We start from the raw sequence: 26,112 nt of genomic DNA on the forward strand, positions 1-26,112 counted from the left end.
ACCGTCCAACCTCAATCCTGAAGCATGATCCGGAAAAGTGTGCAGCGGTTTTCCGAAAAGATCATGCTTAAACAACAACCCAAAGCGCGCGGCACACTCTACTTGCCGGGTTCGCCGAGCGTCCGGATCGCGTTCTGCAGCGAGCTCTCGGTGCCCTCGATCATCGAGGTGGTGCCGTCGAAGGCGCGCGAGGCCGCGATCAGCTTGGTCAATTCCATCATCGGATTGGCGCCGGAACCCTCGACATAACCCTGCTTGAAGCCGTCCCGGGAGAAATCGGCGATGGCGGTCGCAGGCCGGTCGGGAGTCACGCCGGAATTGCCGTAGCGTTCGAGATTGGCGTCGGCCGGAATGTTGAACAGGCCGATCGTGCCGATCTCGTTGTTGTCCTGGATGATCGCGCCGCTGCGCGCGATCGAGATCGGTCCGCCGTTCGGGTCGAGCGTGATCTGCGCGCCGCCGGAATCGACGATCGGGAAGCCGCTCACGGTCTGAAGATCGCCGTTGGGGGCGATCTGGAGCCTTCCGTCGCGCGTGTAGACCGTGCCGTTCGGACCGGCGAAGGCGATCCAGCCCTGGCCGACCACGGCGACGTCGAGCGGGTTGCCGCTCTCGGTGATGTTGCCCATCTCACGCGAGATGATGTTGTCGCCGGGCGAGGAGAACGCCACCGGCGTCGGGCCCGCCTTGGACAGCACGGTCTCGAACTTCACCACGTCGGTGCGGAACGCCGCCGTGTTGACGTTGGCGACGTTGTTGGCGATCGTCTGGAGGCGCTTTTCGAGGGCGACCTGCGCCGACAATCCCACATAGAGAGCCGATTGCATGACTTACCTGTTGAACTTGATGTTCTGAAGCGTCGCGAGCACGTTGGTGTCCATGCTGACCGACGTCGCGGCGCCGGCGATCAGGATCAGCGCGGGATTGGCCGAGCTGTCGTCCTTAGCCTGGGTCGCATCCCACATCGCCGCAAAGCGCTGCACGAACTTGGTCACCTTGGCCGGGTCCTGGAAGTCGGCGAGATTGATCCTGTCCGCGATCATCTTGGCCTGGGCGTCGATGTCGGCCGAGCTGATCGTCGCCGGCAGGCCGAGCGCGGTCTGCACCACCTGCGTCAGCGCCTTGTCGGCGAGGACCTGGTAGGCGGTCGCGATCGTGGAAGCCTTGCGCGTGAAATACAGCGCCAATCGCAGGCCTTCGTTCTGGTCGCCGGCCTTCTCCTCCATCGTCTGCGTGACGAACTGGGTTGCCGTGCCGGTCGTGGCCGCGGCGGTCTGGGTCGCCTTGTCGCCGAGTGCGGCGAAGTTGAAGGCGCTTGCGAATTGCCGGTAGCGGGCGTCGGTCAGCTTGTTGGCAAAGGCGTCCTTGCTCGCGACCCCCTCGGTCAGCACCTTGCGCATGAACGCCTTGGCGTAGGTCATGTCGCTGAGGCCATAGGCCTTCATCGCATAGGAGTAGAGGCGATAGTCCTTCAGGAAATCGTCGATGGTCTTCACCTTGCCGATATGGCTGAGGAAATAATCGGTCTCGCGGCTGACATCCGGCTGCTGCGCGACCTGCGTCAGCGACTTGCCCATGTCCTTGGTCAGCCTGGTATAGTCCGCGATGGTGGATAGCATGACACGCGCCCCTCTGGCCGCCGTTGCGACGCCGCTTCAAGCTGCCGCCAATTGCTTGCGCGGGGCTGGCGACGAAGAAGCCAGCTTCGCGCAAGCGTCGCCGACTAGTTATTCCCGGTGGGATCGGCGATGGAGCGGCGCGTTGGGCAGTTTCGTGGGGATTTTCATCACGGTAGCGGCGCTGCTCGGCGGTTTTGCCGCCATGGGCGGGCACCTGGCCGTGCTCATGCAGCCATGGGAATTCGTCATCATCATAGGCACTGCGGTCGGCACCTTCATCCTGGCCAATCCGTGGAAGACGGTCGTCGACAGCGGGGTCGCCTGCATGCAGGCCATCACCAACGCGGTGCCGGGACAGCGCTATTACCTCGATCTGCTCGGTGCGCTGCACGCTTTGATGCGTGAGCTACGGGGCAAGGGCCGCAACGAGGTGGAGGCGCATATCGACGATCCCTCGTCGTCCGAGATCTTCAAGGCATTTCCCAGCGTGCTCGGCGACCCCTCGTTGCTGCAGTTCATCTGCGATTACGTCCGTCTCATCATCATGGGCAATGCGCGCACGCACGAGATCGAGGCGCTGATGGACGAGGAGATTCACACCATCGTGAAGGGCAAGCTGGCTCCTTACCATGCGCTGGTGACGGTCTCGGAGGCGATGCCGGCCCTCGGCATCGTCGCTGCGGTGCTCGGCGTCATCAAGGCGATGGGCGCGCTCGACCAATCGCCAAAGCTGCTGGGCGGCTTCATCGGCGCCGCCCTCGTCGGCACATTCGCCGGCATCTTTCTATCTTACGGCATCATTTCGCCCTTCGCGATCAAGATCAAGATGACGCGCGAGAAGAAGTGCCGGCCCTACATCATCGTCAAGCAGACGCTGCTGGCGTTCATGAACGGCGCCATGCCGCAGATCGCCGTCGAACACGGCCGCAAGATGATCTCGAGTAGCGAACGTCCCTCGATCGACGTCGTCGAGAACGAGACGATCGCGGGTCCCAAGGCCGTCGTTGCCGACGCTGAACCCAAGGCGGCGCGCGCATGATGATGGAAGACGCCGAAGTCGATCAGCGCAAGCAGCTGCCGAACTATCTGCTGGACGCTGCCGGCATATCGATCGAGCGTATGCCGATGCTCAATGTGATCTTCGATCGCATGGCGGCATCGTGCACCGACAGCCTGCAGCCGATGGCTGGAACGCCCTGCTATTTCTCGGTCAACGGCATCACCAACGACCGTGTCGGCGATATCATCAAGGACTACGAGGCCAACGCGGTCGCGGCGGTGCTCTATGCCGAGCAGTGGGACTCCCGCATCATCATCATGCTCGATCGTGACTTCGTGTTCACGATGGTCGAGGCGATGTTCGGCTCCGACGGCGCCGAGCCGCCGCTCGACGTCGAGCGCTCGTTCTCCAACATCGAGCTCCGCCTGGTCCAGGCTCTGTTCGAGCGGTTCGCCAAGGCGCTGCAATCCGCCTTCGCCGGCACTTCAAACGTGACCTTTCGCGTCGAGCGCGTCGAGACGGCGATGGCCTCGCTCGCGATCGGGCGGAGCGGCAACATGTCGATCTGCGCGAATATCATGCTGCAGGCGCTCTACCGCGGCGGCCAGATGTTCCTCATCATTCCGCACTCCGCGCTCAATCCGCTGCGCCAGAAGCTCGCTCACGTCGTCGTCAGCGACGGTCGCGCCGCCGATCCACGCTGGCGCGAGCAGATGGAAAGCGAGGTGCAGCGGACCGAGGTGACGCTCAGCGCCGTGCTCGACGAGAAGATGGTGACGCTCGGCGACGTCGTGAAGTTCAAGGTCGGGCAGGTGCTCGAGCTCGAGGCCACGCCGCGCACGCTGGCCCGGCTCGAAAGCAACAATCAGGTGTTGTTCTGGTGTCAGATCGGCCAGCTTGATGGCTACTACGCCATGCAGGTGGCAGATCCCGTCGATCAGAAGCGGGAGTTCGTCGATGATATCTTATCTCGTTGATATCGTGCTATTGGTCGCGCTCGCCTTCACCAGCATGCGGGTGACCAGGATGCACCGCGAGCTGGCGCGGTTGCGCAGCTATCAGGGCGAATTCTCGACCATCGTGCACGAGACCGCGGGCGCCTTCGACACGGTCATCACCGCGGCGCACGATTCCACCGCAAATCTCGGACGGCTCGCCAACGTGCTGAGCACGAAGATCGATCAGGCCCACGAAGCGATCGCGGCGCTCGACGCGCGGAGCGGGCTCGCACCCGTCGCGACGGCGGCGACCGCCGATCTGAACAAGCATTGAAGCCTGGACCGGCAGAAGAATACGGCGCGGAACGCCGCGGCGCTCCGGCAACGGAAATACCAAGAGGCGATACCAAATGGCGCAATCCTTCGACTACGAGTCTGCACCTGCATCGGCCGAGGCCGAGACGTCACCGCTGGAACGCCTGGCCGAGATCGCCCAGCGCACGGCCGAGGAGACCGGCAAGTTCGCCAATGTCGACGCTATCTTGCGCATTCCCGTCACCATGCAGGTGGTGCTGGGATCGGCGACCATTCCGGTGGCGAACCTGATGAAGCTCGGACGCGGCGCGGTGGTTCCGCTCGATCACCGGGTCGGTGAGCCCGTCGACGTCGTCGTCAACGGCCGCATCGTCGCCCGCGGCGAGGTGGTCGTCGTCGAAGAGGACAATTCCCGCTTCGGCGTCTCGCTCACGGAGATCGTGGGGCCGTTGGGGCAGGGTGATACCTGACCATGGCGGCACCGGTCGGCATCGCTCCCGTCAAGCAGCGAGGCGTTACCACGCTGGGCGGCACGGAAAAGGTCGCCGCGCTTCTGCTGGCCATGGGCCGGCAGGCGGCGGCGAGCGTGCTGCAGCAGTTCGAGCCGCAGGAGATCCGCATCGTCACCAAGGCGGCGGCGGAGCTGCGGCCGATCACGGCGCAGGAGCTCGAGGGTATCGTCGAGGAGTTCGCTCAGCAGTTCTCGATGGGCGCGAACATCCTCGGCACGCTCGGCGGTCTGGAGGCCGTGCTCGGCGACGTGCTGCCGGCCGACCAGGTCTCGCAGATCATGTCGGATCTGCTCGGCAATTCGAGCCGCTCGGTGTGGGACCGCGTCTCGTCGGTGTCGGAAAACTCGCTGGCGAGCTACCTGTCCAAGGAGCATCCGCAGACCGCGGCGCTGATCCTGTCCAAGGTCAAGCCGGCCTGCGCCGCCAAGGTCATGAGCCAGCTGCCCTCGAGCCTGCGCAACGAGCTGATGCGGCGCGTTCTGAGCCTCAAGCCGATCGTCGACGACGCCATGCGCATCATCGAGAAGACCCTGCATGAGGATCTGACGCTGAACTTCGCCCGCAATCTCGGCGCCGACACCTATGCCCGCGTCGCCGACATCATCAACAAGATGGAACGCGGCCACATCGAGGACATGCTGAAGAGCCTGTCGGAGAAGCGGCCGAAGTCGGCGGAGGTGCTGAAGGAGCTGCTGTTCACCTTCGACGACGTGGTCAACCTGACGCCGAAGGCGCGCACCATGATCTTCGATCAGGTGCCGACCGATCGCATCGTCGTGGCGCTGAAGGGCACCGACAAGAACTTCCGCGAGCTGATCCTGTCCTCGGTCGCCTCGCGCGTCCGCCGCGTCGTCGAGCACGAGCTCGCCATCGGCGAGCCGTCCAACCAGCGCGACGTGCTGGAGGCACGACGCGTGATTACCGACCTTGCGCTCGAGCTGGCAGAGAAGGGGGAAATCGAGCTCAACCCCGAGCAGGAGAATGAGCTGGTCTTCCGCTGACCGCTGAACGGGCATGGCAGAAACATCCGATCAGGAGAGCAAGACAGAAGAGCCGACCGAGAAGAAAGTCCGCGATGCGCTCGAACAGGGCAAGATTCCGGTCTCTCGGGAGGCCTCCATTTTCGCCTCGATGGCCGCGCTGATGGTGATCCAGGCGTTCCTGATCGGGCAGGGCGTGCAGCAATTGACGCCGACGCTGAAGAGCCTGCTCGACGATCCCGAGGGCTTCCCGCTCTCTACCGGTGCGGACGCGCAGAACCTGCTCACCGTGGTCGGCCTGCAGGCCCTGCGGTTCCTGGTGCCGCTGGTCGTCATCCTCGTTGTGTTTGGGCTCGCCGCCTCGCTGCTGCAGAACGCGCCGCGCCTGGTGTTCGAGCGCATCAAGCCTGACTTGTCGCGAATCTCTCCCGTCAGCGGCTGGAGCCGGTTGTTCGGAACGCAGGGCCTGATCGAGTTCGCCAAGTCGCTGTTCAAGCTCGGCGCGGTGACCGCCGTCGTCGCCTTCGTGCTGCGCGCATCCGAAGCGAAGGCGTTCGAGGCGATGTACACCGATCCGGTTGCGTTGCCGGAGATGATCCTCAACATCGCGATGCGCATCGTCTCGGCGATCTGCATCGCAACCATCGTCCTGGTGGCGATCGATCTCGCCTGGGCGCGCTTCCATTGGCGGCGCGAGCTGCGCATGACCAAGCAGGAGATCAAGGACGAGCACAAGCAGGCGGAAGGCGACCCCCTGATCAAGGCGCGCCTGCGCTCGCTGGCGCGCGACCGGTCGCGCCAACGCATGATCGCCTCGGCCTCGCGTGCGACGCTGGTGATCGCCAACCCGACGCACTTCGCGATCGCGCTGCGCTACAAGCGCGAGGAAAGCGCCGCGCCGCTGGTCGTGGCCAAGGGCATGGACGTGATCGCGCTGAAGATCCGCGAGGTTGCCGAGCAGAACCGAATTCCCGTCATCGAAAACAAGGCGCTCGCGCGCGCGCTCTACGAGGCGGTTCAGGTCGATCAGGTGATTCCGGCGGAGTTCTTCCGGCCCGTCGCCGAGATCATCTACTTCCTCCAATCCAAGCAGGCGCCGCGACCCGAGAACGTCCGATAGATTTGCGAAGATGCTGCTTCGTGCAACAGCTTGACGAAAGCTTAACGCCCTAGGCTCGTCCCGAATGGATCAGAATGGGGCCGTCGTGGGACCGCTTTACCTCTTCGAACTCGCATCGTCGCAGGCGCGCTATCTCGAGCTGCGTCAGTCGACCATCGCCACCAACGTCGCCAACGCCAACACGCCGGGCTTTCGGGCGCGCGACGTCGAGCCGTTCGGCAAGGTGCTCGACGGCATGCCGGTCAGGCTTGCGACGACGTCGCCCTCGCACATGCAATTGTCCGCGGCCGAGACCGATACGCGGGCGACCGCGAAGAAGGACAGCTGGGAAGTGGTTCACTCCGGCAACTCCGTCAGCCTCGAGCAGGAAATGATCAAGGGCAACGACGTCAATCGCGACTATTCGATGAACGCGGCGATCGTGCGGTCGTTTCACCGCATGGTCCTGTCGAGCGCAAAGGCCTGAGGTGAACTGACATGCTGGATTCACTGAGCGCCTCTCTGACGGTCGCAAGCTCCGGGCTCGAAGCGCAGTCGACGCGCATGCGCATCGTCTCGGAAAACCTCGCGAACGCCACCTCGACGGGGCGCAGCGCCGGCGCCGATCCCTATCAGCGCAAGACCATCACCTTCGATGCGGCGATGGACCGCGCCTCGGGCGCGCAGCTCGCGAAGGTCAAGGAGATCGGGGTCGACACCACGCCCTATCGCGTCGAGTACGATCCGGGGCATCCCGCCGCCGACAAGGCCGGCTACGTGAAGCTGCCGAACGTGAACATGATGATCGAGATGGCCGACATGCGGGAAGTCAACCGCTCCTATGAAGCCAATCTCCAGGTCGTGAAGCAGGTGAGGTCCATGCTCGGCATGAGCATCGACCTCCTGAGGAGCTGACCATGCTTGAAGCGATTTCATCCACCGCGATTTCCGCAGGGCAAGCGGCGAGCCGCGCGACCGAGACGCGGGCCGTGTCGCCTGCCGCGACAACGTCGGTCCAGGCCAGTGACGATGTCGGCTTCGAATCGGTGATGAAGCAGGTGACGTCCGACGCGATCGGGACGCTGAAGGCGGGCGAAGCGGCATCGATCTCGGCAATGCAGGGCAAGGAATCGACGCGCCGCGTCGTGGAGGCGCTGATGTCGGCCGAGCAGGCCCTGCAGACGGCGGTCGCGGTTCGCGACAAGGTCGTCCAGGCCTACCAGGAAGTCGTTCGGATGTCGATTTGATCTGAAGGAGTGAGACAAGTGAAATCGCTCGCCATTGCGGCCACGGGCATGAACGCCCAGCAGACCAACATCGAAGTCATCGCGAACAACATCGCCAACATCAACTCCACCTCCTACAAACGGGCGCGTGCGGAGTTCACCGATCTGTTCTACCAGATGGACCGCATGCAGGGCGTCGCGAACACCAACGGCTCCTCGCCGATTCCGGAAGGCGCCAATCTCGGCCTCGGCGTCAAGTCCGCTGCGATCCGCAAGCTGCACATCCAGGGCGCGCTGACGCAGACCGGCAATCCCTACGATCTCGCGATCAACGGCCGCGGCTGGTTTCAGGTGCTCGGACCCAACAACGAGGTGCAATACACCCGTGCCGGCTCGTTCAACACCAATGCCAACGGCCAGCTCGTCACCATTGACGGCTACCTGCTGGACCCCGCGATCACGGTGCCGCAGGGAACGGTGGAGGTCACCGTCAACGCCACTGGCCAGGTGTTTGCCAAGCTCGACACGGAAGTGAATCCGAGGCAGATCGGCCAGCTCAACCTCGCCAATTTCGCCAACGAAGCGGGCCTCGAACCGCTGGGCGGCAATCTCTACAAGGAGACCACGGCATCCGGCACGCCGGTCGTCGGTCTGCCCGGCGATGCCGGGTATGGCAAGATCAACCAGAAATATCTCGAAGCCTCGAACGTCGACCCGGTCAAGGAAATCACCGAATTGATCTCGGCGCAGCGTGCCTACGAAATGAATGCCAAGGTCATCCAGGCCTCGGATGAAATGGCCCAGACGGTGTCGAAGGGCATGCGCTAGTTCCGGTGTCTCGATGTTGAACAGGGTAGGCCTGATCGTGCGCGGGTTGGCCGCCGTGCTGCTGGTTCTCGTCGCGGCGCGGGTCGCCGCGGCCGAGGAGAAGCGGCTTCCCGTGCCCGCCGTCTCGATCCGCGCCGGCGAGCTGATCCGCGAGGAGATGATCACCGAGCGCGCCTTCGCGCCGAGCCTGCTCGGCGTCGCCATGTTCATCGAGGGACGTCAGGTCCTGGTCGGTCGCATGGCGCGGCGTGCGCTGTTGCCGGGCCAGCCGATTCCGACCAATGCGGTGGAGGATCCCTGGACCGTCGCGCGCGGCGCCATGGTCAAGGTCGTGGTCGAGGACAGTGGCCTGTCCATCGTCACTTACGGCTCGGCGATGCAGTCGGGGGCGGCCGGCGCGCTGATCCCCGTGCGCAATACGGACAGCGGCGTGATCATCAGGGGCGTCGTCCAGCCGGACGGCAGCGTCAAGGTTATGGACGGATCATGACCAGGCTCCTGCTTGCGCTCATGCTGCTGGTGTCGGCCGCCAGCGCCGAGGCCGCCGTCCGCATCAAGGACATCGCGGACATCAAGGGTCTGCGCGAAAACCAGATCGTCGGCTACGGCCTCGTCATCGGCCTCAACGGCACTGGCGACACGCTGCGCAACGCGCCGTTCACCGAACAGTCCCTGCAATCGATGCTCGAGAACATGGGCATCAACGTCAGGAACGAGACCACGAGCACGAACAACCCCCCGCGTCCGACCACGCTGCGTACGCGCAACGTCGCAGCGGTGATGGTGACGGCGGACCTTCCGCCCTCGATCGGGCCCGGCGAGCGCATGGACGTCACCGTGTCGTCACTCGGCGATGCGACGTCGCTGCTCGGCGGCACGCTGGTCATGACGTCGCTGCGCGCGGCGGACGGCGCGGTCTACGCGGTGGCGCAGGGCGCGATCACGGTTGCCGGCTACAGCGTCGGAGGCCAGGCGCAGAGCGTCAGCCAGGGCACGCCGACGGCCGGACGCATCCCGAACGGTGCGCTGGTCGAACGCGCGGTGCAGGGAAGCCTCCACGAGATGGAGTTCCTGGTGCTCCAGCTGAAGAACCCCGACTTCGTCACCGCAACGCGCATCCTCGACGCCGTCAACCGCTACGCCGGCGGTCGCTACCGGGCGCAGATCGCGTTCGAGCGCGACTACCGCACCATCGTGCTGTCGAAGCCGCGTCATGTCGGCCCTGTTCGCTTCCTCGCCGAGATCGGCGAATTGGTGGTCGAGCCGGACACGCCGGCGCGGGTCGTGATCAACGAACGCACCGGCACGGTCGTGATCGGGCGCGACGTGCGGATCTCGACCGTTGCCGTGACCCACGGCAATCTGACGGTTCGCGTCACGGAGATGCCGGTTGTGTCGCAGCCGGCGCCGTTCTCGCGAGGACAGACGGTGGTCGTCCCGCAGACCGTGGTCGAAGCCAACGAGGCGGGATCGCAGGTGGCGATCCTGAGCGGGGTCGATCTCCAGCGCCTGGTGCGCGGGCTGAACCAGATCGGCCTGAAGCCATCAGGAATCATCGCGATCCTCCAGGCGATCAAGACGGCAGGCGCGCTCCAGGCCGACGTCATCGTGCAATGATGCGCAAGCGTCGTGCAAGCTTGGTCGCTCAATGCTCAGGTCTGAAGCGAGAATCGCGCGCGGCCCGATGCTGAAGCTGGATCACAAAGCCAAACTCCTCCTGCTGGCCGCGGCAACAATGCTCGCGAGCGTCTCGCCGGTGCTCGCCCTGGACGAGGCCAAGCCGTCGAAACCGCTCAACCTGCTCTCCTTCGCCCGCGCCCGCGCCGGCGGACCGCAGAAGCCGCAGCCGCCCGCCAGCGCGATACCTGGCGACAATGCTTCGGTCCGGGCGACGGCATGGGCGGCTGAAGATTCGGGCGCCGTCGTCACCGGTGCTGTGCCGGCTCCGGAGACACCGACAACTGCGCCCGCGCCGGTCCGTCCGGCCAAGCCCGGCAGCGTCACGGCGCCGAAGCCTGCACCGCCGCAGGCTGCGCCGGCCCCCGACAACGACATCGCCCTGTTCTGCAGCAACGTCGCCGATCCCGCCGTCGACGCCAGGCTGTCTTGGCAGCTCAAGGAGCTTGAGAAGGCCGAGAGCCTGCTGCGTGAGCGCATCGCCGAAGTCGAGGCCAAGCGCGTCGAATACGAGAAGTGGATGGCGCTGCGCGACGACTTCCTGAAAAAGGCCGAAGCCAGCGTCGTCGAGATCTATTCGCGCATGAAGCCCGAAGCTGCGGCGACCCAGATCGCCGGCATGGCCGACGAGACCGCCGCCGCCGTGCTCGCCAAGCTCAGCCCACGCAGCTCGAGCGCGATCTTCAACGAGATGGACACGGCACGCGCGGCGCACCTCGCCGACCTGCTCGGCGGCATGCGTCGCGTGGACGACGGAAAGAGCAAATAGATGAACCAGCCGATCCTCTCCCTCCTTGCGGCATCGGTGCTCCTGGCCGGGTGCTACCATGATCCGGCCGAAGTCCTGATCGGTCCGCAGATGTCGCCTGTCGGCAGCGGCCTGCGGATGCAGGCCGACCCGATCCCGGTGACGCCGCGCATGCGCACGCCGGTCAGCTACCGCTCCACCTGGGACGACGGCACCGATCTTTACCGCGATCCCCGCGCCCGCCGCACCGGCGATGTCGTGACGGTGATCATCTCGATGCAGGACAAGGCCAAGCTCGACAACAAGACCGGCCGCTCGCGCGATTCGCAGGTCAAGTTCGGGCTCGACTGGCTGATGGACGTCGCCGGATGGAACGACACGGGCCAGGCCAACGCCAATCTCAGCACCAACACCCAGATCAAGGGCAACGGCCAGATCGACCGCACCGAGGATATCAAGCTGTCGATCGCGGCCATCGTCACCGACGTGCTGCCGAACGGCAACATGATGATCAGCGGTTCGCAGGAATTTCGCGTCAACACGGAGATGCGCGTGCTCAACGTCGGCGGCATCGTGCGTCCGCGTGATATCTCGCGGGCCAACACGATCTCCTACGACAAGATCGCCGAGGCGCGCGTGTCCTATGGCGGGCGCGGAAATCTGTCGGACGTGCAGCAGCCTGGATGGGGACACCGGATCTATGATGCCGTGGCACCGTTCTGAGACCGGCGCCGGCCGGGGCGCGTTCCGATGGCAGGGGACGCCATGCGCCTGATTGCCGCCATCGTCGTGCTGACCCTGATCGCGATCGGCGCGGGCGCGGTTGCAGGCCTGCATCTGATCGCCACCGCCGAGCGCGTTGCCGACGCGAAGAAGAGCGCCACGCCGCCGCCGATCGCGTCGAGCTACGCCGGCAGCGCGCGGCTCAGGAAATTGTCCCCGATCGTGACCAATCTCGCCGCGCCGGCCAACAATTGGGCGCGCATCGAAGCCTCGATGGTGACCGACAGCATGAGCGACGAGGATGCCGGCATTCTGGCCGCCCATATCAGCGAGGACATCGTGACCTATCTGCGGTCGGCGACCGTTGCCCAGTTCGAGGGATCGCGCGGACTCCAGCATCTGCGTGACGACCTGACCGAGCGCGCCAATATCCGCTCGTCGGGCAAGGTCCGCGAATTGATCATCGAGACGCTGGTGATCCAGTGAGGGTGAAAGTCCTGCTGCTCGCGTTGGTTCTGGTTGTGCTGCCCGAAGCGGCGCTGGCCCAGATTCCCGACCTGAATTCCCTGCTGCCGCCCGGAAACGGCTCGACCAGCGGCCGGATCATCCAGCTGATGGCGCTGATCACGGTGCTATCGGTGGCGCCGGGGCTGCTGATCATGGTGACGAGCTTCACGCGATTTGCGGTGGCGTTGTCGTTCCTGCGCGCCGGTCTCGGCCTCCAGACCACACCTGCCAACCTGGTGCTGATCAGTCTCGCGCTGTTCATGACCTTCTACGTGATGGCGCCGACCTTCGACCGGGCCTGGGAGAGCGGCGTCCAGCCGCTGATGAAGAACGAGATCTCGGAGGAGGAAGCCTATCTGAAGATCACGGACCCGTTCCGCGAGTTCATGCTGGCCCATGTCCGCGACAAGGATCTCCAGACCTTCGAAGCGCTCGCCGCAGAAAGCTTCCGCAGGAAGTTCGACGACAAGCGGATCGATCTGCGCGTCATCATTCCGGCCTTCATGATCTCCGAGCTCCGGCGCTCGTTCGAGATCGGATTTCTCATCATCCTGCCGTTCCTGGTGATCGACATGATCGTGGCGACGCTGACCATGTCCATGGGCATGATGATGATGCCGCCGACGATCCTCGCACTGCCGTTCAAGATGCTGTTCTTCGTGCTGATCGACGGCTGGAATCTGCTGGCCTCCGGACTGGTGCGGTCGTTCTCGTAAGGGGCGGCGATCGCCTGCCGCCCCGTCATGGTTAGCGAGAAGTACCGCGTTATGGTTAGCGGTAGGTAATATTAACCATCTGATATTGCTGAGGAATTCAAGCCGACCTTAATCTGCGGGCAAGATTCGGCATGCTAGCAATGCATCACGGCGGGTTGGACCCCACCACATCAGTCCAAAGGCATGATGCCGCCCCTCCGTACCGGTGCAAGCCCGGTATGTCCCCTGATGAAAATGTAACGCGTACATAAAGGGACATTCGCAATGTCAAGCCTGCTTACGAACTCGACCGCCATGACCGCGCTGCAGACCCTGCGGTCTGTCGGTTCGCAACTCTCCACCACGCAGACCCGGATCTCCACCGGTCAGCGCGTGGCCACCGCCTCGGACAACGCCGCCTATTGGTCGATCGCGACATCGATGCGCGCCGACAACGCCGCTCTCTCGGCAGTCTCCGACTCGCTCGGTCTGTCGGCCGCGACCGTCGACACGCAATACACCGCTCTGACCACGGTCATCGGTGACAAGGACTCCGGCCTGACCAAGCTCCAGTCCCTGCTGGTCCAGGCCAAGACCGCCGGTATCGACCGCACCAAGATCCAGGCCGATATCACCCAGATCCAGCAGCAGATGAAGAGCACCGCCAACGCGGCGACCTTCAACGGCATCAACTGGCTGAGCACGACCGCCACCACGCCGGCGACCTTCAGCCTGGTGTCGTCGTACTCGCGCGTCGCCGGCACGCCGACCATCGGCTCCATCACGGTGACGACCGCCAACTACTCGCTCTACACCGCGACCACGAGCGGCGTCCTGGACACGGTGAGCGGCGGCGCGTCGGTTGACAACATGACCATCGGCGCGCTGACCGACTCGGCGGCCGACCAGACCACGCTCGACGGCTACATCGCGCAGGTCACCACCGCGATCAACACGGTGGCTTCGGCCGCCGCCAACCTCGGCGCGGTCAAGAACCGCATCGCGACCAACACGGAATTCGTGAAGTCGCTGATGGACTCGGTTGACCGCGGTGTCGGCCAGCTCGTCGATGCCGACATGAACCAGGAGTCCACGCGCCTTGCGGCCCTCCAGGTCCAGCAGCAGCTCGGCGTTCAGGCGCTCTCGATCGCCAACAACAGCAGCCAGAGCATCCTGTCGCTGTTCCGCTAAGCTTCGAACCGTCCTTGCAGAGGGCCGCGCTTCTCGCGAAGCGCGGCTCTTTCGTTTCGGCGGACGCCCGTGCACGCCGATCATTTCGTCGCCCTGTTGCAGTAGGAGCACAGGGCCACAAGCCTCGCACAAGCTTCGCTCGCTAACCTCGCCGCTACGACAGGTTGGGCCTTAACCCCGCATTTTCCGGGCGCCCAAAGGCATGACGCCGCCCTGTCGTACCGGTGCAAGCCCGGTATGTCCCCAGCTCATCCAATCTTCAAAGGGACATCAAAATGGGTTCAAGTCTCCTCACCAACTCCTCCGCCATGACCGCGCTCCAGACCCTTCGGTCTGTCAGCTCGCAACTCGCCACCACGCAGAACCGGATCTCGACCGGCCAGCGCGTCTCGACCGCGTCGGACAACGCCGCCTACTGGTCGATCGCGACCTCGATGCGCTCGGACAACGCTGCGCTCTCGGCGGTCTCCGACTCGCTCGGTCTGTCGGCCGCGACCGTTGACACCGAATACACCGCCCTGACCTCGGTCATCGGCGACAAGGAATCCGGCCTGACCAAGCTGCAGGCGCTGCTGGTCGAAGCCAAGACCGCCGGTATCGACCGCACCAAGATCCAGGCCGACATCACCCAGATCCAGCAGGACATGAAACTGAAGGCCAATTCGGCGACCTTCAACGGCATCAACTGGCTGAGCACGACCGCCACCACGCCGGCGACCTTCAACCTGGTGTCGTCGTACTCGCGCGTCGGCGGCACGCCGACCATCGGCTCCATCACGGTGACGACCGCCAACTACTCGCTCTACACCGCGACCGCGAGCGGCATCCTGGACACGGTGAGCGGCGGCGCGTCGGTTGACAACATGAACATCAGCGCGCTGACCGACTCGGCCGCTGACCAGACCACGCTCGATGGCTACATCGCTCAGGTCACCGCTGCGATCAACTCGGTGGCCTCGGCCGCTGCCGATCTCGGTGCGGTCAAGAACCGCATCTCGACCAACACGGAATTCGTCAAGACCCTGATGGACTCCGTGGATCGCGGTGTCGGCCAGCTCGTCGACGCCGACATGAACGCGGAATCGACCCGCCTCCAGGCGCTGCAGACCCAGCAGCAGCTCGGCGTTCAGGCGCTCTCGATCGCCAACCAGAACAGCCAGAGCATCCTGTCGCTGTTCCGCGGCTAAGCGGCGCTCTCGAAAACGACCGTGCTCCCTCAGGGAGCACGGTCCCCGCCGTCATGGTGGGCGCGCCGACACGCGATGTGGCGGCAATCGACCTCCCGACGTCAGACTTCTTGCGACACGCCGCAGCCGGTCGGGCTGCCGTGCGCCCGAGCGCTCGCTCGCGGCTGCCAAACCGATTGCGTCGCCCAGCCTTGTAAAATTGCAACGCCTCGCCAGCGCACCCGCACATTCGCGCTTCGCGCAACCTTCAGACAAGGTTGGCAGCTGAGTGTCCTCACCATTCGCATTGGTACGAGGTCATATGCTCAGTCGTGCGCAGGTACAGCAACTGCTCAACAATCTGCTGGAGCTTGGGCCGCGACGCCTGATGGCCTTGGGACTGATCGGCTTTGCGGTTCTCGTCACCGTCGTCGGCGGCGCCTATTATCTCAGCCGCCCCGAGTTCGAAACGCTCTACACCGGCCTCACCCGCGAAGACGTGACGCGCATCGGCGCGGCGCTGCGCGAGCAGAACATCACCTTCGACGTCAATTCCGCCGGCGATGCGGTCTCGGTGCGTCCGAGCCAGACCATGCAGGCGCGGATGCTGCTCGCCGAGAAGGGGCTGCCGACCAGCGCCAATTCCGGTTACGAGCTGTTCGACAAGATCGGCTCGCTCGGGCTGACCTCGTTCATGCAGGAGGTCACCAAGCTGCGCGCGCTCGAGGGCGAGATCGCCCGCACCGTCCAGCTGATGAAGGGCGTGAAGGCGGCACGCGTGCATATCGTGCTGCCGGTGCGCGGATCGTTCCGCGCGACGCAGCAGCCGCCTTCGGCGTCGGTGGTGCTGCGCACCGACGGCGCGATCGAGGCGCGCACGGCGCAGTCGATCCGGCATCTCGTCGCCGCCGCCATTCCCGGCATGAGCCGCGACAAGGTGACGGTGCTCGATGCCGACGGCTCGATGCTGCTCGCCGAAGAGGACGAGGCCAGCGCCGCGCCGACTAAGATGGCGAGCCTGCAGAAGACGGTCAGCGGCATGGTGCAGGAGAACATCCGCAAGGCGCTGACGCCGTATCTAGGCCTCGACAATTTCGAGGTGAGCGTCGCTCCGCAGCTGTCCACCGACAAGCGGCAGATCAACGAGACGGTCTACGATCCCGAGAGTCGCGCCGAGCGCTCGGTGCGGGCCGTGCGCGAGAAGGAATCTTCGCAGAACGCCGACCGCTCGTCGCCGACCACGGTGCAGCAGAATCTCCCCGACCAGCAGGTGAATGCGGGCGGCGGCAAGAACTCCAGCGAGGACAAGACCCGCCGCGAGGACGTCACCAATTTCGAGGTCTCGTCCAAGACCACGACGACGGTGAGCGACGGCTATTCGGTCAAGAAGCTGTTCATCGCCGTCCTGGTGAACCGCGCGCGGCTGGTCGCCGATCTCGGCGACAAGAGCAACCAGGCCATCATCGACAGCAAGCTCGCCGAGATCAGCCAGCTCGCGGCGACGGCGGGCGGACTGGACAAGGCGCGCGGCGATCAGATCCAGGTGACGGCCGTCGACTTCATCGAAGGTTCGCGTGAGCTGGCGCCGGTGCCGCCGATCAGCTTCGTCGAGATGATCAACAAGCAGCTCGGCAGCGTCATCAACGCGATCACGATCCTGGCCGTGGCTTCGATGCTGGTCTGGTTCGGGCTGCGGCCCGCGGTCAACGGCATTCTGACCCATCGCGCGCAGCAAGAGCAGGCGGAGGCGGCCGAGGCCGCGCAGCTCGAGGCCTCGGCAGCCCTTGCTCTGCCCGACGGCGAGGAGGCCGAGCTCAACCTCGTCGAAGACCTCGAAGGCAAAATGCAGCGAACGCCGCAGAAGCGGCTGGAGCAGATCGTCCGGCTCGATCAGATGCAGGCGGCGGCGATCCTTAAAGACTGGATGCGACGCGAGGAGGCGGCATGAACGCGGCAATCGGAAAACTCCTGACGCAGTTCGATGCGAATGGCCGGATCAAGTCGCCGCCGCCTCCGCCTCCGAAAATCCAGGACGTGCCGACCAGGCCGAAGGAGGCGAGGCGCGATCCGCAGCCTCAAGCGCAGCCGCAGGCCCAGACGCAGCATCCGGCGCCGCCGACGGAAGCCCCGCCGGTCAATCTCCTGGACGATGCCTATCGTCGCGGCCATGCGGCGGGCGTCGCGGAAGGCGACGCCAAGCTGGCCGAGGAGCGCGTTCGCAGTGCGATCCGGCTTGGCGAGGAGCGGGCCAAATGGTCCGACCAGCAGGCGGTCGCGATCGTCAGCGGCTTCGAGGCGGCGTGCCGCGAGATCGAAAGCAACATCGCAAGCTCCGTCGCGCGGATCTTGCTGCCGTTCCTCACCGATGCGGTGCGCGACAAGGCGATCGGATCGCTGGTCGAGCAGATCGCGGCGCTGACCGGCAGCTCGTCGGTGCCGGCCTTCAAGGTCACCGGCCCGAGCGAGCTGCTCGACCTCGTGAAGACGCAGCTCGAGGCATCCAGGCGAACGGGCATCGCATACGAGGCCGCCGAGACGCTCGAGGTCCGCGTCATGGCCGACCAGACCGTGATCGAGACGCAGATCACGGCCTGGAGCGAGCGCCTCAAGGAAGCGCGCCGGTAGTCCGCCATGGAGGAGGTCAAGCATGAGCTCGTGATCGTCCGCCGGCGCAGCGCCTTCGCCGAGGAAGCGCATCACGGCGGCGTCTGGAAGATCGCCTATGCGGACTTCATGACCGCGATGATGGCGTTCTTCCTGGTGATGTGGCTGCTCAACGCGCTCAACCAGGATCAGAAGCAGGTTGTCGCGAGTTATTTCAACCCGATCCAGCTCGCGGAAAATGCCCCCGCGCCGAAGGGGCTGAAGAATCTCTCCAAGAAGGAGCCGACGTCGTTCGAAGGTCAGGACGGCAAGCGCCAGCCGGCTGGCTCGAACGAAGAACGTCGTGGCGACTCTCCGACGGCCGAGAAGCCGGCCTCTTTCGAGGAGAAGGTCCTGTTCCGCGATCCCTATGCGACGCTCGCCGAGATCGCCAATAGCGCGAACCAATCCACGGGCCAGCGTCGCGCCGGCGCTCTGACCTCCGCCGAAGAGGATGGCCTCAAGGGGGGCGACGCCTATCGCGATCCCTTCGATCCCGGCTATTGGAAGCTGGCGCCGCAGGCGTCCAAGGATGCCGATCGCTTCATCGAGAGCGAGCCGAAGCCGAACGCCTCCGCGCGAGACGGCGCAGCCGGAGCGAATCCGGGCGAGCCGCAGGCGCGCCGGAGCAGGACGGATGATGCTGGCGGCAGCGTGGCTCCGAACCCGGAGAGCTCGTCCGCAAGCCTGTCGCCCCTGCTGCCGCCGGGCTCCGCACCGACGCAGTCGGCACGCGAGGGCAGCGCCCAGGCCGGCGTTCAGGCCAATGCCGCCCCGCAGGCGCGTCTCAACGATACGGCGAAGGAGCCGGAAGCGCGCGAGGTGGCGCAAGCGCAGCAGCCGACCCTCAAGCAGCTTCAGTCCGCGATCGCAGACGCCCTGTCGGACATCAAGGCAGGAGCGGGGCCGGCCGCCGAGGTGCGCCAGGTCGAGGAAGGGCTCCTGATCAGCCTGACCGACGATGCGAGCTTCGGCATGTTCGCTGTCGGCTCGGCGGAGCCGCGTCCCGAGCTGATCCGCGTGATCGACAAGATCGGGCCGCTGCTGATGAAGCGCCAGGGCATGATCATCGTCCGCGGCCATACCGACAATCGGCCGTATCGGTCGGAGACTTACGACAATTGGCGGCTGTCGACCGCTCGTGCACAGATGGCTTATTACATGCTGGTTCGCTCCGGCGTCGACGCGCGGCGGATCGAGCATGTCGAAGGTTACGCCGATCGGCGGCCGAAGCTTCCGAACGACCCGGCGGCCGCCCAGAACCGCCGGATCGAGATCCTGATCCGGGAGAAGCGCCCGTGATCAGGCTGCTGAGCCGCGCCGCATTGCTGCTGCTGCCGTTCATGGCGGCAAATGCGCTTGCCCAGCCTGCGCCCTTGGGGGGCGAACCCTATGAGCTCGTCCGCGCGCTGCAAGCAGTGCAGGACGGCATCGCCAACGGCGACACCGCCGCACATGGCAGTCATATCGCTCTGATCCGGCAGATCGGCGAGAAGTTCCTCGCGGCCGATCCCGCCGTGTGGAGCAATCCGCAGAACAGCCAAGCGGTCGTCATCTACCTGCTCAGCGGCGGTGCGCCGCAAATCGTCCGCAAGCTGCCGCGCGACAAGATGAACGTCGACGAGCGGCTGTTCGACGGTGCGCTCGCCTATGTCGAGGGTCGTCAGGAGGAAGCGCGGGAGCTGCTCAAGGAGATCAAGCCGCGGACGATTGCCTCAGGATTGGGCGGACAGGTCGCGCTGGTTCAGGGCGCGCTGTTCGCGCGCGCCGAAGCGTCGCTCGCGATCGAGCGTCTGGACGATGCGCGCCTGCTGCTGCCCGGCACGCTGGTCGAGGAGGCGGCGCTGCGGCGCGAGATCCTGTTGGTGGGGCAGGCGGAGGATTTCGAGAAGTTCGAGTTCCTGACGCTGGCCTATATCCGCCATTACCGCAACTCGATCTATGCCGGCGATTTCTGGCAGCGTTTCTCCGCGGGACTGACACAATCGAGCCTGGCGCTCGACGAGCGCCGCTTTGCGCGGATCTCAGCCTTGCTGGAGCAGATCGATCGCGCCAGCCGCCTCAAGCTGTATCTCGTGATCGCCCGCGCCGCGATGGTGCGCGGACGGCTGGCCGTGACCCGGCTTGCGGGCGAGCGGGCGTTGACGCTCAGCGTGGACGCATCAGCGGAACGCGAGCGCGCCCATTTCTTCCGCGGCGCCTCGCGGGTGCTCACCGACGAATATGACGGCGGTCTCGCCGAACTGAAGGCGCTCGACCGGTCGAAGCTGCCTGAGCGCGACGTGCCCCTTCTCAATGCGGCGGTGCAGCTCGCGCTCGACATCCGCAAGTCCTTCGCGGGCGGATCCCCCGCAGCAGCGGACAAGCCTCCGGCAACGCCGGCGCGGCTCGATCTGGCGTCATCGATCGCGACGCTCGCACGCGCGCAGAAGCAGCTCGGGGAACTCGAACTCCTGACCAAGGACCGCCGTCCATGACCAAGCTCAGCGGAACCTCCGGACAGCTCTTCTCCGGTCTCGCCGAGAGTCTCAACATGCGCGGGGCGCGCGCCGCAAAGAGCGCCGGGACCAAACCGCAGGCGAATTCGTCCTTCAACGATCTGCTCCACACCGTCTCGAACCTCGCCAAGCAGGCACTGAGCGAAGATGGCAGCGAGACGGCCGCGAAGACCGGAACGCTGCGCACGCGTGTGATCCACTCGGCCAAGCAGGAGAAGCCGAAGGAGGCGACGCTGCATCAACACGTCGCGGTCACTGCACATCCAGAGTCCATGGACGAGGCCTCCGACACCAAGTCCGACAAGCTGGCGGACAAACAACGTCCGGTCGATCATGTCGCAGGGCCAGATCGCCAGGATCAATCCGGCATCGCTGTCGTGGTCGGCCAGGAGATCGCTGCCGCGCCTGTCGTGAAGCCGCAGATGCAATTGTCGCCTGCGGGTAAGGACGCGCCCGCGCGCGACGAGCAGTCCCCCTCGGCGAAGCACGAGGCTCCGGGCGCGGTGAAGGCGGCGACCGCCGATACCGGCCCATCCGGACTTGCCCCGACCGGCGCACGCTCGCAGGCCGCGGCGCCGCAAGCGCTGGCCACGCCGCAGCCGACACCGACGCAAGGTGCGGAGACTTCGAGCGCAATGCCGGCATCACCTGGCTTCGAGGCGGTCACGGCCGATGTCGAGCGCGCCGCCAAGGCTTCGGCGCGCGCCGCGCTGCCCGAGACGACCAAGGTAAACGTGGTCCAGCAGGAAACCCATCTGCCACCGGTGCAGTTCAACGCCCCGCAGCAGGTCGCCAATGCAGTCGTCGCCGAGCTGAAGGAATCGTCGGCAGCGGCGGCGTCCGCGGCGCCAGATCTGGCGGCACCCCTGACCAACGCACCGGATCAGCCGCTCAGGATCCTGACCGTCAATCTCGAACCGCCCGCGCTCGGCAACGTCACGGTGCGCCTGCGCCTCGTCGGCACCGAAGTGTCCGTCCAGCTCGCGGCCGAGCGCAAGGACACGAGCCAGATGCTCGACCAGCAGCGCGATCAGATCCGCGACCTCATGCAGTCGGCGGGCTACGTCGCCGACGTTGCACCGGTGCAGCACGGCGCGCTGGATGGATTTCAGAGCGGTTCCGGCCAGTCGCAGCCGCAGCTCTCGGGCCAGCAACAATCCTCGCCGCAGTCGCAAGGCGCGTTCGGCGGTGCCGGCACGTCGTCGGGGCAGTCCGACGGCGGCGCGAAGCAGGCTCGCCAGGAGCGCCAGTTCAGCCAGGAGACGCGTCATGATCAGGACGTGGCGCCGCATCATCGTCGCGGCCCTGTTTATCTCTAGTGCGAGCGCCGCCCAGGCGGCCGTCGAAACTGCGCGCCCCTGCGAGCGCGAGATGGCGCGCGCGGCGCAGCGGCACGGGATTCCGCTCGGCATTCTCTATGCGGTCGGGCTCACCGAGACCGGTCGGCGTGGCGCGCTCCATCCCTATGCTCTCGGTGCCGATGGTCAGACCGTGTTCGCCAAGGACATGGATGATGCAATCGCGAATTTCGAGACCATGCGCAGCAAGGGGATCAAATTGATCGACCTCGGCTGCATGCAGATCAACCATTATTACCACGGCGACAAGTTCGCGTCGGTCCGGGCGATGTTCGATCCCGCCAGGAACGTCGAATACGCCGCGCGCTTCCTCAAGGAGTTGAAGCAGCGCGAAGGCAGCTGGACCATGGCCGTCGCCCGCTACAATGCCGGCCCCAACAACCAGCCGGCGCAGAAGCGCTACGTCTGCCATATCGTTGCGCATCTCGTCTCGAGCGGCTTCGGCGCATGGACCGACAAGGCTCGCTCCTTCTGCCAGCCGAAAACGACCTGACAGCATGAAGTTGTGCATCGCGCCCAATCATCAGCCCCGCGCAAGCAAGACCCCGCATTGTAGCTGCAACCTGACTGAGGAGCCCAATTCATGAGCCTGTATGGCGTTATGCGCACCGGCGTTTCCGGGATGAACGCGCAGTCCAACAAGCTGTCGACGGTCTCGGACAACATCGCCAACGTCAACACGACCGGCTACAAGCGGGCTTCCACGGAGTTCTCCTCGCTGATCCTGAAGAGCGGCTCCGGCAACTACGATTCCGGCGCGGTCGAGACCACCGTCCGCTACGCCATCAGCGATCCCGGCAACTATCACTTCACGACATCGACGACGGATCTTGCGGTCCAGGGCAACGGATTTTTCGTCGTGCAGGACGCGAACGGCAACAACTTCCTCACGCGTGCGGGTGCGTTCGTGCCCGATGACACCGGCAACCTCATCAACACGGCCGGCTTCCAGTTGATGGGCTACAACATCGCGAACGGTGCCGTCCCCAACGTCGCCGCCAACGGTTTCGGCGGCCTTCAGGTCATCAACGTCAATCAGATGGCGCTCCAGGCCGCGCCGTCGACCAAGGCGACCGTGGCCGCCAATCTCGATCCGAGCGCAACCGCGATCGCAGCGCCGGCAGGGCCCGCCAACTACACGTCCAAGACGTCGATGGTGACCTACGACAATATCGGCAATGCCGTGACGCTCGACGTCTACGCTGCCAAGACGGGCGCCAATACCTGGGATATCCAGGTCTACAACGGCGCCACTGCGTTGACGACGCCGGGTCCCGCAACCACGTTCACCTTCGACGTCACCGCGACCGGCAAGGGCAGATTGGCCGCGGCGAGCCCGACGGCGCTCTCGGTCGCGATCCCGGGCGGTTCCGCCGCCTTCAATATCGATATGTCGGCCATGACCCAGGTCGCTGCCGCCTTCGATTTCAAGGCGACGGTCGACGGCAATGCTCCGTCCGCGGTGGAGAAGGTGAACATCGATGACAAGGGCATCGTCACCGCCGTCCTCAAGAACGGCACCACGCTACCGAGCTTCCAGATTGCGCTCGCCACGGTGCCGAGCCCGGATCATCTGACGCCCGAAGTCGGCAACGTCTATTCGCCGAACCTGGAGTCCGGAAATGTGCAGGTTGGCCTCGCCGGCCAGGGCGGTCTCGGCACCGTCAAATCCGGCGCGCTGGAAGATTCCAACGTCGACCTCGCGGACGAACTGACCTCGATGATCGAGGCCCAGCGCGGCTTCACGGCGAACTCGAAATCGTTCCAGACCGGCGCGGATCTGCTGGACGTCGTCGTCAACCTGAAGCGCTGAATTCCTCGGCGCTCGTTTCGGGCAAGAGCACGCCATGTCGCTTACCGCCGCTCTCAACTCGGCTCGCTCCTCGCTCATGGCGTCGAGCATCCAGTCGTCGGTCATCTCGCGCAACATCGCCGGTGCCAGCGCCACCGGCTATTCGCGCAAGCTCACCGTGCTGGACAATCTGCCCGGCACCGGCGTCTATGTCGCGGCGATCCAGCGCGCCGCCAGCTCGGGCCTCTACAACAACGTCCTGATCGCGACCTCGTCCTCCGCCAAGCAAACCGCGATCTATGACGGCCTGCAGAAGATCGCTTCCGCGACGGTGGACGATCCGGAGCTCGACCAGTCGCCGACGGCGCAGCTCAATGCGCTGAAGCAGGCGTTGCAGAAATATGCCAACGCCCCGGACAACACCACGCTGGCGCAGGCGGCGGTCGCGTCCGCCAAGGACATGGCGACTGCGCTCAACCAGGCGACCCGCACCGTGCAGTCGGTCCGCGAGAGCGCCGATGCCGACATGAAGACGTCGGTTCAGAACATCAACCAGCTGCTCTCCCAGTTCGAGACCGTCAACACCGCGATCGTGAAAGGCACGATCTCCGGCGACGACATCACCGACTACCTCGACCAGCGCGACAGCATCGTCTCGCAGCTGTCGCAGGAGGTCGGCGTCACCATGTCGATCCGCCCCAACGGCGACGCGGCGCTCTACGCCGACAGCGGCGTCGTGCTGTTCGACAAGACGGCGCGAACGGTGAGCTTTGCGCCGACGACTGCCTACACCGCCGGCACCACGGGCAATGCCGTCTACATCGACGGCGTCCCGGTGACCGGGGCCAATTCGGTGATGCCGCTGAAGTCAGGCAAGCTCGCAGGGCTGGCTCAGCTGCGCGACCAGGACACCGTCACCTATCAGAGCCAGCTCGACGAAATCGCGCGCGGCCTGATCAATACGTTCAGGGAAAGCGATCAGACCGCCGCGGCGCTGCCCGACGTTCCCGGTCTCTTTACCTATCCGGGCGCTCCGGCGATGCCGGCGAGCGCAACCGTCTTGGTGGGCCTCGCCGGCGCGATCTCGGTCGCCGCATCGGTCGATCCGGCTCTGGGCGGCAACCCGAATCTGCTGCGCGACGGCGCGATTAGCGGCAGCCCGGCCTATCAATACAACACCGCCGGCAACGGCGGCTATTCGGCCCGGCTGCAGCAGCTCATCGGCGGCATGGATGCCTCGCAGCCGTTCGATGCGACGACGCAAGGCAAGCCGAGCGGCAGCCTGATCGACTTCGCATCGTCGTCGGCGAGCTGGATCGAAAACCAGCGCAAGGCCGCCAACGACAACTCCGAGTACCAGAGCACATTGCTCAACCGCAGCATCACGGCGTTGTCCAACGTCAACGGCGTCAACATGGACGACGAGATGGCCTTGATGCTCCAGGTCGAGCGCACCTATTCGGCCTCGTCGAAGATCATCTCGACGGTCGATGAAATGCTGCAGAGCCTGCTCGCTGCCGTGGGGAACTAAGTCATGATGAGCGCGAACTACATTTCCACGCTGATGTTGTCCTCGTCGTTGAGGTATTCGATCACGAACAATCAGGCGGCGCTGAGCAAGGCCTCGACCGAGGCGACCACCGGCCGCTTCGCCGATATCGGCCTCGAGCTCGGTGCCACGACCGGAAGCGACCTCACGCTGCGGGCGGACTTCAGCTTCGCCGATCAGCTCGTCGACACCAATGGGCTCGTCTCGGGACGCCTGGACGTGACGCAGAACCGGATCACCCAGCTCAGCAAGACCGCGACGGACTTCCTCAAGGACCTGATTGCGGCCCGCAGCACCGACGGCGGCGGGCGGGTCATCCTGCCTCCTGCATCCTCCAATCTCCAGGATCTGATCGGCGCGCTGAACGTTTCCTATAACGGCTCCTATCTGTTCTCGGGCATCAACACGCAGAACGCGCCTATCACGCCTTATGTCGCGGGCTCGGCCAGCAAGAACCAGGTCGATGCGGATTTTCTCGCGGCCTTCGGCTTCTCGCAATCCGCGCCGGGCGTGGCCACCATCACTCCGGCGCAGATGCAGACCTTCCTCGACACCAGCTTCGATGCCGAGTTTGCCAGCCCGGCCTGGAACACCAACTGGTCCTCGGCGACCGACCAGACCATGCAAAGCCGGATCTCCACCACCGAGATCGCCGATACGTCCGTGAGCGCCAACCAGACCGGCTTCCGCAAGCTCGCCGAGGCCTACACCATGATGGCCGATCTCGGGAACGTGAAGCTGAGCCAGGAGACGTTCCAGGTCGTGGTGGACAAGGCCATCGGGCTCGTCGGCAACGCCATCAACGACCTCGCTGCGCTCGGTGGCACCGTCGGCACGGTCCAGCAGCGGATCACCACCGCAACCGCCAAGCTCAAGACGCAGCAGGACATCCTGAACAATCAGATCGTCGGCATGGAGAAGGTCGACCCGACCGAAGCCTCGGTCCGGGTCAACACGCTGCAGACACAGATCCAGACCGCACTGGCGCTCACCTCGCAGCTCCAGAAGATCAGCCTCATCAACTATCTCTGAATAGGGGCTCGTAACC

29 protein-coding genes are annotated in these 26,112 nt (G+C 65.0%); 27 read left to right on the plus strand and 2 right to left on the minus strand.

Annotation, left to right across the window (positions count from 1 at the left end; genetic code table 11):
- Positions 1–98 precede the first annotated feature (98 nt).
- Both flgF and N2604_RS11730 read right to left on the minus strand, forming a co-directional pair.
- Entirely contained in the window at positions 99–827 is a 729-nt protein-coding gene (gene flgF, locus N2604_RS11725) for a flagellar basal-body rod protein FlgF (protein ID WP_260374804.1), read from the minus strand.
- Positions 828–830: 3 nt separating this feature from the next.
- Positions 831–1,619: a DUF1217 domain-containing protein gene (locus N2604_RS11730; protein WP_260374805.1), complete on the minus strand. Its 789-nt coding sequence runs from the start codon at positions 1,617–1,619 to the stop codon at positions 831–833.
- 142 nt (positions 1,620–1,761) lie between these two features.
- Here N2604_RS11730 and motA point away from each other — a divergent pair, with 142 nt between their 5' ends.
- The 27 genes from motA to N2604_RS11865 all read left to right on the plus strand — a co-directional run bounded on the left by motA (position 1,762) and on the right by N2604_RS11865 (position 26,096).
- On the plus strand, positions 1,762–2,658 hold the full coding sequence (gene motA, locus N2604_RS11735) for a flagellar motor stator protein MotA (protein ID WP_027572805.1): 897 nt from the start codon (positions 1,762–1,764) through the stop codon (positions 2,656–2,658).
- Positions 2,655–3,596 (plus strand): flagellar motor switch protein FliM, encoded by a 942-nt coding sequence (locus N2604_RS11740; RefSeq protein WP_260374806.1) that lies wholly within the window; start codon positions 2,655–2,657, stop codon positions 3,594–3,596. The genes motA and N2604_RS11740 overlap by 4 nt, the downstream gene beginning before the upstream one ends.
- A complete protein-coding gene (locus N2604_RS11745) occupies positions 3,577–3,891 on the plus strand; it encodes a hypothetical protein (RefSeq protein ID WP_260374807.1) in 315 nt (104 codons plus the stop codon). The genes N2604_RS11740 and N2604_RS11745 overlap by 20 nt, the downstream gene beginning before the upstream one ends.
- A gap of 76 nt (positions 3,892–3,967) precedes the next feature.
- Complete coding sequence (gene fliN, locus N2604_RS11750) at positions 3,968–4,342, plus strand: flagellar motor switch protein FliN (protein ID WP_027572802.1); 375 nt, start codon at positions 3,968–3,970, stop codon at positions 4,340–4,342.
- A gap of 2 nt (positions 4,343–4,344) precedes the next feature.
- Positions 4,345–5,385 carry a flagellar motor switch protein FliG gene (locus N2604_RS11755; RefSeq protein WP_260374808.1) on the plus strand — a complete coding sequence of 347 codons (1,041 nt, stop codon included), beginning with the start codon at positions 4,345–4,347 and terminating at the stop codon, positions 5,383–5,385.
- Positions 5,386–5,398: 13 nt separating this feature from the next.
- Positions 5,399–6,484 carry a flagellar biosynthesis protein FlhB gene (gene flhB / locus N2604_RS11760; RefSeq protein WP_260374809.1) on the plus strand — a complete coding sequence of 362 codons (1,086 nt, stop codon included), beginning with the start codon at positions 5,399–5,401 and terminating at the stop codon, positions 6,482–6,484.
- Positions 6,485–6,548: 64 nt separating this feature from the next.
- Entirely contained in the window at positions 6,549–6,950 is a 402-nt protein-coding gene (gene flgB, locus N2604_RS11765; RefSeq protein ID WP_260374810.1) for a flagellar basal body rod protein FlgB, read from the plus strand.
- 11 nt (positions 6,951–6,961) lie between these two features.
- A complete protein-coding gene (gene flgC, locus N2604_RS11770) occupies positions 6,962–7,378 on the plus strand; it encodes a flagellar basal body rod protein FlgC (RefSeq protein WP_260374811.1) in 417 nt (138 codons plus the stop codon).
- A 2-nt stretch (positions 7,379–7,380) separates the two neighbouring features.
- On the plus strand, positions 7,381–7,710 hold the full coding sequence (locus tag N2604_RS11775) for a flagellar hook-basal body complex protein FliE (RefSeq protein WP_260374812.1): 330 nt from the start codon (positions 7,381–7,383) through the stop codon (positions 7,708–7,710).
- 18 nt (positions 7,711–7,728) lie between these two features.
- The gene (gene flgG / locus N2604_RS11780; protein WP_172786960.1) at positions 7,729–8,517 is read left to right on the plus strand and encodes a flagellar basal-body rod protein FlgG; all 789 of its coding nucleotides are present in this window, start codon (positions 7,729–7,731) and stop codon (positions 8,515–8,517) included.
- A 13-nt stretch (positions 8,518–8,530) separates the two neighbouring features.
- Complete coding sequence (gene flgA, locus N2604_RS11785) at positions 8,531–9,007, plus strand: flagellar basal body P-ring formation chaperone FlgA (protein WP_260374813.1); 477 nt, start codon at positions 8,531–8,533, stop codon at positions 9,005–9,007.
- Positions 9,004–10,134, plus strand: coding sequence for a flagellar basal body P-ring protein FlgI (flgI, locus tag N2604_RS11790; RefSeq protein WP_260374814.1), 1,131 nt, complete (start codon positions 9,004–9,006; stop codon positions 10,132–10,134). The genes flgA and flgI overlap by 4 nt, the downstream gene beginning before the upstream one ends.
- Positions 10,135–10,201: 67 nt before the next feature.
- Positions 10,202–10,963: a MotE family protein gene (locus N2604_RS11795; RefSeq protein WP_260374815.1), complete on the plus strand. Its 762-nt coding sequence runs from the start codon at positions 10,202–10,204 to the stop codon at positions 10,961–10,963.
- A complete protein-coding gene (gene flgH / locus N2604_RS11800; protein WP_260374816.1) occupies positions 10,964–11,665 on the plus strand; it encodes a flagellar basal body L-ring protein FlgH in 702 nt (233 codons plus the stop codon).
- Between the two features lie 42 nt (positions 11,666–11,707).
- On the plus strand, positions 11,708–12,151 hold the full coding sequence (locus N2604_RS11805) for a flagellar basal body-associated FliL family protein (RefSeq protein ID WP_260374817.1): 444 nt from the start codon (positions 11,708–11,710) through the stop codon (positions 12,149–12,151).
- Positions 12,148–12,888, plus strand: coding sequence for a flagellar type III secretion system pore protein FliP (gene fliP / locus N2604_RS11810; protein WP_128263897.1), 741 nt, complete (start codon positions 12,148–12,150; stop codon positions 12,886–12,888). The genes N2604_RS11805 and fliP overlap by 4 nt, the downstream gene beginning before the upstream one ends.
- A gap of 264 nt (positions 12,889–13,152) precedes the next feature.
- Positions 13,153–14,058: a flagellin gene (locus tag N2604_RS11815; protein WP_260374818.1), complete on the plus strand. Its 906-nt coding sequence runs from the start codon at positions 13,153–13,155 to the stop codon at positions 14,056–14,058.
- A gap of 275 nt (positions 14,059–14,333) precedes the next feature.
- Positions 14,334–15,245, plus strand: a complete 912-nt coding sequence (locus N2604_RS11820) for a flagellin (RefSeq protein WP_260374819.1) — start codon at positions 14,334–14,336, stop codon at positions 15,243–15,245.
- A 301-nt stretch (positions 15,246–15,546) separates the two neighbouring features.
- Positions 15,547–17,172, plus strand: coding sequence for a flagellar basal-body MS-ring/collar protein FliF (gene fliF, locus N2604_RS11825; protein ID WP_260374820.1), 1,626 nt, complete (start codon positions 15,547–15,549; stop codon positions 17,170–17,172).
- Positions 17,169–17,849, plus strand: a complete 681-nt coding sequence (locus N2604_RS11830; RefSeq protein WP_260374821.1) for a hypothetical protein — start codon at positions 17,169–17,171, stop codon at positions 17,847–17,849. Before fliF ends, N2604_RS11830 begins: the two co-directional genes overlap by 4 nt.
- Positions 17,850–17,855: 6 nt before the next feature.
- Positions 17,856–19,169, plus strand: coding sequence for a MotB family protein (locus N2604_RS11835; RefSeq protein WP_260374822.1), 1,314 nt, complete (start codon positions 17,856–17,858; stop codon positions 19,167–19,169).
- Entirely contained in the window at positions 19,166–20,344 is a 1,179-nt protein-coding gene (locus N2604_RS11840) for a chemotaxis protein (protein WP_260374823.1), read from the plus strand. The genes N2604_RS11835 and N2604_RS11840 overlap by 4 nt, the downstream gene beginning before the upstream one ends.
- The gene (locus N2604_RS11845; protein ID WP_260374824.1) at positions 20,341–21,684 is read left to right on the plus strand and encodes a flagellar hook-length control protein FliK; all 1,344 of its coding nucleotides are present in this window, start codon (positions 20,341–20,343) and stop codon (positions 21,682–21,684) included. The genes N2604_RS11840 and N2604_RS11845 overlap by 4 nt, the downstream gene beginning before the upstream one ends.
- Entirely contained in the window at positions 21,635–22,216 is a 582-nt protein-coding gene (locus tag N2604_RS11850) for a transglycosylase SLT domain-containing protein (RefSeq protein WP_260374825.1), read from the plus strand. Before N2604_RS11845 ends, N2604_RS11850 begins: the two co-directional genes overlap by 50 nt.
- 90 nt (positions 22,217–22,306) lie before the next feature.
- Positions 22,307–23,536, plus strand: a complete 1,230-nt coding sequence (locus N2604_RS11855; protein ID WP_260374826.1) for a flagellar hook protein FlgE — start codon at positions 22,307–22,309, stop codon at positions 23,534–23,536.
- Between the two features lie 34 nt (positions 23,537–23,570).
- Positions 23,571–25,046: a flagellar hook-associated protein FlgK gene (flgK, locus tag N2604_RS11860; RefSeq protein WP_260374827.1), complete on the plus strand. Its 1,476-nt coding sequence runs from the start codon at positions 23,571–23,573 to the stop codon at positions 25,044–25,046.
- Between the two features lie 3 nt (positions 25,047–25,049).
- Entirely contained in the window at positions 25,050–26,096 is a 1,047-nt protein-coding gene (locus N2604_RS11865; RefSeq protein WP_260374828.1) for a flagellar hook-associated family protein, read from the plus strand.
- Positions 26,097–26,112 lie beyond the last annotated feature (16 nt).

Source organism: Bradyrhizobium sp. CB1015 (assembly GCF_025200925.1).
Lineage (GTDB): Bacteria > Pseudomonadota > Alphaproteobacteria > Rhizobiales > Xanthobacteraceae > Bradyrhizobium.

Bases quoted from the DNA above. Each gene is read 5' to 3' on its own strand.
- flgF (WP_260374804.1), bottom strand. From the start codon at position 827: ATGCAATCGGCTCTCTATGTGGGATTGTCGGCGCAGGTCGCCCTCGAA.
- N2604_RS11730 (WP_260374805.1), bottom strand. From the start codon at position 1,619: ATGCTATCCACCATCGCGGACTATACCAGGCTGACCAAGGACATGGGC.
- N2604_RS11740 (WP_260374806.1), top strand. From the start codon at position 2,655: ATGATGATGGAAGACGCCGAAGTCGATCAGCGCAAGCAGCTGCCGAAC.
- N2604_RS11745 (WP_260374807.1), top strand. From the start codon at position 3,577: ATGATATCTTATCTCGTTGATATCGTGCTATTGGTCGCGCTCGCCTTC.
- fliN (WP_027572802.1), top strand. From the start codon at position 3,968: ATGGCGCAATCCTTCGACTACGAGTCTGCACCTGCATCGGCCGAGGCC.
- N2604_RS11755 (WP_260374808.1), top strand. From the start codon at position 4,345: ATGGCGGCACCGGTCGGCATCGCTCCCGTCAAGCAGCGAGGCGTTACC.
- flhB (WP_260374809.1), top strand. From the start codon at position 5,399: ATGGCAGAAACATCCGATCAGGAGAGCAAGACAGAAGAGCCGACCGAG.
- flgB (WP_260374810.1), top strand. From the start codon at position 6,549: ATGGATCAGAATGGGGCCGTCGTGGGACCGCTTTACCTCTTCGAACTC.
- flgC (WP_260374811.1), top strand. From the start codon at position 6,962: ATGCTGGATTCACTGAGCGCCTCTCTGACGGTCGCAAGCTCCGGGCTC.
- N2604_RS11775 (WP_260374812.1), top strand. From the start codon at position 7,381: ATGCTTGAAGCGATTTCATCCACCGCGATTTCCGCAGGGCAAGCGGCG.
- flgA (WP_260374813.1), top strand. From the start codon at position 8,531: ATGTTGAACAGGGTAGGCCTGATCGTGCGCGGGTTGGCCGCCGTGCTG.
- flgI (WP_260374814.1), top strand. From the start codon at position 9,004: ATGACCAGGCTCCTGCTTGCGCTCATGCTGCTGGTGTCGGCCGCCAGC.
- N2604_RS11795 (WP_260374815.1), top strand. From the start codon at position 10,202: ATGCTGAAGCTGGATCACAAAGCCAAACTCCTCCTGCTGGCCGCGGCA.
- flgH (WP_260374816.1), top strand. From the start codon at position 10,964: ATGAACCAGCCGATCCTCTCCCTCCTTGCGGCATCGGTGCTCCTGGCC.
- N2604_RS11805 (WP_260374817.1), top strand. From the start codon at position 11,708: ATGCGCCTGATTGCCGCCATCGTCGTGCTGACCCTGATCGCGATCGGC.
- N2604_RS11815 (WP_260374818.1), top strand. From the start codon at position 13,153: ATGTCAAGCCTGCTTACGAACTCGACCGCCATGACCGCGCTGCAGACC.
- N2604_RS11820 (WP_260374819.1), top strand. From the start codon at position 14,334: ATGGGTTCAAGTCTCCTCACCAACTCCTCCGCCATGACCGCGCTCCAG.
- fliF (WP_260374820.1), top strand. From the start codon at position 15,547: ATGCTCAGTCGTGCGCAGGTACAGCAACTGCTCAACAATCTGCTGGAG.
- N2604_RS11830 (WP_260374821.1), top strand. From the start codon at position 17,169: ATGAACGCGGCAATCGGAAAACTCCTGACGCAGTTCGATGCGAATGGC.
- N2604_RS11835 (WP_260374822.1), top strand. From the start codon at position 17,856: ATGGAGGAGGTCAAGCATGAGCTCGTGATCGTCCGCCGGCGCAGCGCC.
- N2604_RS11845 (WP_260374824.1), top strand. From the start codon at position 20,341: ATGACCAAGCTCAGCGGAACCTCCGGACAGCTCTTCTCCGGTCTCGCC.
- N2604_RS11850 (WP_260374825.1), top strand. From the start codon at position 21,635: ATGATCAGGACGTGGCGCCGCATCATCGTCGCGGCCCTGTTTATCTCT.
- N2604_RS11855 (WP_260374826.1), top strand. From the start codon at position 22,307: ATGAGCCTGTATGGCGTTATGCGCACCGGCGTTTCCGGGATGAACGCG.
- flgK (WP_260374827.1), top strand. From the start codon at position 23,571: ATGTCGCTTACCGCCGCTCTCAACTCGGCTCGCTCCTCGCTCATGGCG.
- N2604_RS11865 (WP_260374828.1), top strand. From the start codon at position 25,050: ATGATGAGCGCGAACTACATTTCCACGCTGATGTTGTCCTCGTCGTTG.